Origin of the sequence: Stieleria sedimenti, assembly GCF_025060895.1 — a bacterium.
In the GTDB taxonomy this organism is placed as follows: domain Bacteria; phylum Planctomycetota; class Planctomycetia; order Pirellulales; family Pirellulaceae; genus Stieleria; species Stieleria sedimenti.
Window position 1 is genome coordinate 1 of the sequence record NZ_JANZKV010000053.1, and the last position, 4,091, is coordinate 4,091.

Below are 4,091 nucleotides of genomic sequence, written 5' to 3' on the forward strand. Positions count from 1 at the left end.
CCGGAGGTCAGCGCAGCGCCACCTCCGGAACGCGCCCAAATCCTCTCCTGCGACCCCGGACGGGGTCGCAGCGCGTTGCAGCGTCCTCCGGCCCCGAGCCATCTCGATTGGCTTGAACGGAGTGATCGGAACGGAGCGAGTCGTCCGGTCCCCGCTCGTCTCTCCTGCGCCGGTCCTCCAGCGCCGAATGTTCCGCCCATTGACGAGCACATAGACATCGCGAGCGATAGCACGACTGATGGAAGTGATGGCACCCAACAAACAGCGGACACGGTAGATCCATCACAGCACCGCGGCAGTTTTCAAAAAAGTGGCGCGCCGTGACCAAACGTGTCACAAAGATTGTTATTCTTTTCGGGATGACTACGCCGGACCCCGCCGCTGGGTCCTCGCCGGATCCGCCAAGAATTTTCTACGCCCACAGCCTCCCGGGCCGCCCACCAGAAGAGTGGGAGACGATGCAGCAGCATGAACAGCGTGTGGCCGCTCTCTGCCGAACATTTCTCGGGCGGATTCATCCGTCATTGGGGACTTGGGGCGAACTACTCGGGCGTTGGCATGATTTAGGCAAGTACTCCGACAGATTTCAGCGTTATCTAATCGACTCCAACGACCCAGACGCGGGTGCCGAATCTCGACCCGGCCGTGTCGACCACTCAACCGCAGGCGCGAAGCATGCTGCTGACGTCCTTCCGCGGGGGATTCGTGACTTATTTGCTTACGCGATTGCTGGGCACCAATGAAAAAGACTTGGAAAAAGAACGGACCATGGGACGCAAGTTTACGGTCCCCTAAGGACTCTACGTTGCTCACGGGTTCGTCAATCCGCATCTGGCTGAGCAGACTTACTTCACCGAAGACGATATGAGTCTGCTTTGGAAATCGCTTGAGCAAATGTTCGAATTCGACCGTTCAGCCGCACGAGGTGAAATGACGGCGAGGAAATTGGTCACGTTTCAGCATCAAAGCGAACTGGGGAATGCTCCCGCGCACAAGCTGTTTGAACGCGTCACAATTAGATCTAAACTTCACCAAAGTGGTGCTGATGAGGCCGACGCGGACTACAAACCGGCTCGCTCGTTTGAGGACTACGAAATCGCTATTGATGACCAGGATCTGCCGGACGGAATTACAATCGAATGTCCATTCTGAGGCAATGACTCCGTTTGATTTCGAACCGTCGATTCTCGGCGGTTTGTAGGGATCCGATTTGGATCGTCTTTGACTCAATTGCTCGACTCAAAAGCAAAACGCCTGCAATCACCAGAGATGCTTTTCGTAATCCGAATTCTGCGGCGAGTTGATTTTCCATCGATGATGCTCTCGATCTCGGCTTCACCGGCCTGTAGCGGACTTGCTTTTCTCAACAAGGCGAAGTCGGGGCCGAGTTGTCCTAACTCGTAGTTCCGATCACCCGCGCGCAGTCGCAATTCAACTTGGGCACTAAAGACAACAGTGGGAGTCATCGTGTCAGTTCCTGATGATGTGGAAAAACGTCTGGCTCACTACGTCGAAACCCGAAATGGCGATGTCGTTTCTCCACTGGGCGTTGGAACTCAGGGTACCGTCTTCGCAATTCGGATTCTATCCCATCCGACCGAGATTGCCGTCAAGTTTCATCGGCGTGAAGCGGGCTACAATCGCGAATTGGCCGTGTTTCACCGGATTCAAGACCTTGAAGTCACCGAGGTGCTTGGGCATGAAGTGCCACAATTGCTGGGATTCGATGATGAACTGCTGGCCATCGAGATGACCATTGTCAGCCCCCCATTTTGTCTCGACTTTGGCGGGGCGTACTTGGACCGGCCGCCGGATTACACGCCTGAAGTCTGGCGGGATTGGCGGGAGCAGAAGAGCGAAGACTTTGAAGAAAACTGGCCAGTTGTCCAAGAGATCTTGGCCGAATTTGAGTCCTTCGGGATCTACATCGCCGACGTCAATCCCGGAAATATTCGTTTCCGGAACAACACCTGACCCCGCGGAGGCGCGACGCATGTGAGCTATCACGAAGACGACTTGTTGCCGATCTCGGCATTACAGCACCTGCTGTTCTGACCTCGCCAATGCCAGAAGTGTGTTGTTGCCTGCAGCGCGCGGCGACGGGGTTGGACGCGGCGGTCGGAGTTTTGCATCGTGATCGGCCGGGGCGTCCCGGCAGGGCGTAGGACTTGATGGATCAGGCAGAAAGGGGAAGGGGGTTTTTTACGGAGCGCGGCTGGTTGCGTTGTCGGTGGGGGCTAGGCGGGATTGCGGGGAGCGATCCTTCGGATCGAGGGGATGCGCCTGAAGGCTGGACACCAACGACTCCGCAAATCGTTCGAAGCAGAAAATGGGGCAGGCACCGGTTTGGCGGTTCGCAATCGGCGACTCTGGTTGCTTTTCGGCGCAAAAGGGAAGAAGGGTGATTGGAGATCGGAAAAGGGGCAGGTCACGCTTCGCGTGCCGAGGGGGCGGCTGAAGCCTGGACACCAACGGGATCGTCAGGGAGGGCGGGCGTTGCGGTGGTTGCAGGTTTGAACTCAAACCGTTTGAACGGAACTTGCTTCGTCCGCCGGTCAGTTTCCCGGTGGGTTCTTGCGCATCACGTCGATTTCGATCGCTCGGTAAATATCCGATGGAATCAGCGTGTGCAGGGGGACTTCGTGGATCGTGCCGGATGCGTGTTTGAGTCGAATCGTTTTCTGGTCTTTGATTTCGATGAATTCTGCCGTCAGTTGTGCCCCCCTGGTTTTGTCGGTCCAGACCGACGCGTTCATCGGTGCACGGTTGGACGAACGAGGCCTTGAAGTTGCCTGCGGAAATTGCACATCGTTTGTCTCCGCGTTTGCCCTCGTCCCGAGTGCGCCCCACAAACCGTACGGGCTCTGCATTCCAGGCTGCAGGTAATCAGGACCGATGCCCGCGCCGGCCTTGGCGGGGTCTCCCGCGTCAATGTCGTCGGTGATGAAGATGACCGATCCGTCGGCGATCAAAACGTGAACGCCGTCAGCATGCAAGCTGGTCGCGGAAACGAGCGGTTCTTCCATCCCATGTTCCGAGGTGCAGGAGGGCGAATTCGGCGGAAGGACGGTTTGGAACCCGGTGTAAACCGGCCGGCCGTCGGCCCAGCAACTGCCGCGTCCAAACTCCCAAAATTGCTTTGTGTCTACTTCTGCCGCACGCAAGCAATATGCCGGGACTTTGCTGAGACCGCGGACGTCGCGAACGATCTCGCTCACGCCGGGATCCCGTTTTTGACTCGACACGACTTCGGAATAAAAAATCGTATTCGACAATCCGTCAAGAAAGTCGCGGAACTTCAGTGACTGGCTGGTCATGAACGCGCCGCGGTTGGCGGCGCGCCGATTCCGCGCTTCATTCGCATCGGGCCGACCCTGAATCACCTTGCCTTGCATGACCGTTCCGTCACCGTAACTGGCAACATAGCTGGCGGTCACACCCATCGCGGTGATCGGAAGCTGCAGTGAACGGATCACTTCGGTCGATTCGGCTTGATCACGGGGATGCGATTCGGGACATCGATAGATGTCGGGACCGCGTCCCCAAGGTTCGTAGGCCGCGGGGGCGAACAAGGGAATCGGTCCCATCGGCGGGAATGCCACTCCGACCCGTTTGTTTTCGTAAGGATTGGACACTTGCTCCCAAAGTCTCTGCTGCTCACAAAATGGAAGCAGGCCGACCAGCGGTCCCAGCAAGCCTTGGTTGCTCTTGGCCGGATCGTCGTTTCCAGTGGTTCCACCGGTCCCGGCGGGAAGTTGTTTGTAGGCGGCATGGTAGTTGTGAAACGCCAGCCCGATCGTCTTGAGGTTGCTGGAACAGGCCGACGAACGCGCTTGCACACGCTGCTTGAGGATCGTGCGCGGAACGAGCGATGCAGCCACGGCCACGCAGACGATGACGCCAAGCACATTGGCAAGACTGGCGGAACGGTTTTTCATGGGGTTTCCAAACAAAGCGTGCGACACGACAAAGAAAGGTAGAAAATGACCGACATCCCCCGAAGGGACGTCGATTGAATAAGTGGCGGAGTTGATCGTATCGGAAGTCGCCAAGACTTTTCGCAGCGCCGGCCCTCTCTGGCGTTTGCTTGC

4 protein-coding genes and 1 pseudogene are annotated in these 4,091 nt (G+C 57.3%); 3 read left to right on the forward strand and 2 right to left on the reverse strand.

What is annotated here, in order from left to right:
* The first annotated feature begins 458 nt into the window (after positions 1 to 458).
* The gene (locus tag NZK35_RS08265) at positions 459 to 743 is read left to right on the forward strand and encodes a CRISPR-associated endonuclease Cas3'' (protein WP_259632061.1); all 285 of its coding nucleotides are present in this window, start codon (positions 459 to 461) and stop codon (positions 741 to 743) included.
* 64 nt (positions 744 to 807) lie between these two features.
* Positions 808 to 1,152 (forward strand): annotated as a pseudogene (locus tag NZK35_RS08270) (type I CRISPR-associated protein Cas7); the annotation flags it as partial.
* 74 nt (positions 1,153 to 1,226) lie between these two features.
* On the opposite strand, the gene NZK35_RS08275 reads toward NZK35_RS08270, so the two are convergent.
* Entirely contained in the window at positions 1,227 to 1,466 is a 240-nt protein-coding gene (locus tag NZK35_RS08275) for a hypothetical protein (RefSeq protein ID WP_259632062.1), read from the reverse strand.
* A 1-nt stretch (position 1,467) separates the two neighbouring features.
* On the opposite strand from NZK35_RS08275, the gene NZK35_RS08280 reads away from it, so the two are divergent.
* Positions 1,468 to 1,974 carry a hypothetical protein gene (locus NZK35_RS08280; RefSeq protein WP_259632063.1) on the forward strand — a complete coding sequence of 169 codons (507 nt, stop codon included), beginning with the start codon at positions 1,468 to 1,470 and terminating at the stop codon, positions 1,972 to 1,974.
* Positions 1,975 to 2,555: 581 nt separating this feature from the next.
* Here NZK35_RS08280 and NZK35_RS08285 read toward each other — a convergent pair.
* Positions 2,556 to 3,938, reverse strand: coding sequence for a DUF1559 family PulG-like putative transporter (locus tag NZK35_RS08285; protein WP_259632064.1), 1,383 nt, complete (start codon positions 3,936 to 3,938; stop codon positions 2,556 to 2,558).
* Positions 3,939 to 4,091: the final 153 nt, after the last annotated feature.

Coding starts and splice junctions, on each gene's coding strand:
- NZK35_RS08265 (WP_259632061.1), top strand. CDS start 459: ATGCAGCAGCATGAACAGCGTGTGGCCGCTCTCTGCCGAACATTTCTC.
- NZK35_RS08275 (WP_259632062.1), bottom strand. CDS start 1,466: ATGACTCCCACTGTTGTCTTTAGTGCCCAAGTTGAATTGCGACTGCGC.
- NZK35_RS08285 (WP_259632064.1), bottom strand. CDS start 3,938: ATGAAAAACCGTTCCGCCAGTCTTGCCAATGTGCTTGGCGTCATCGTC.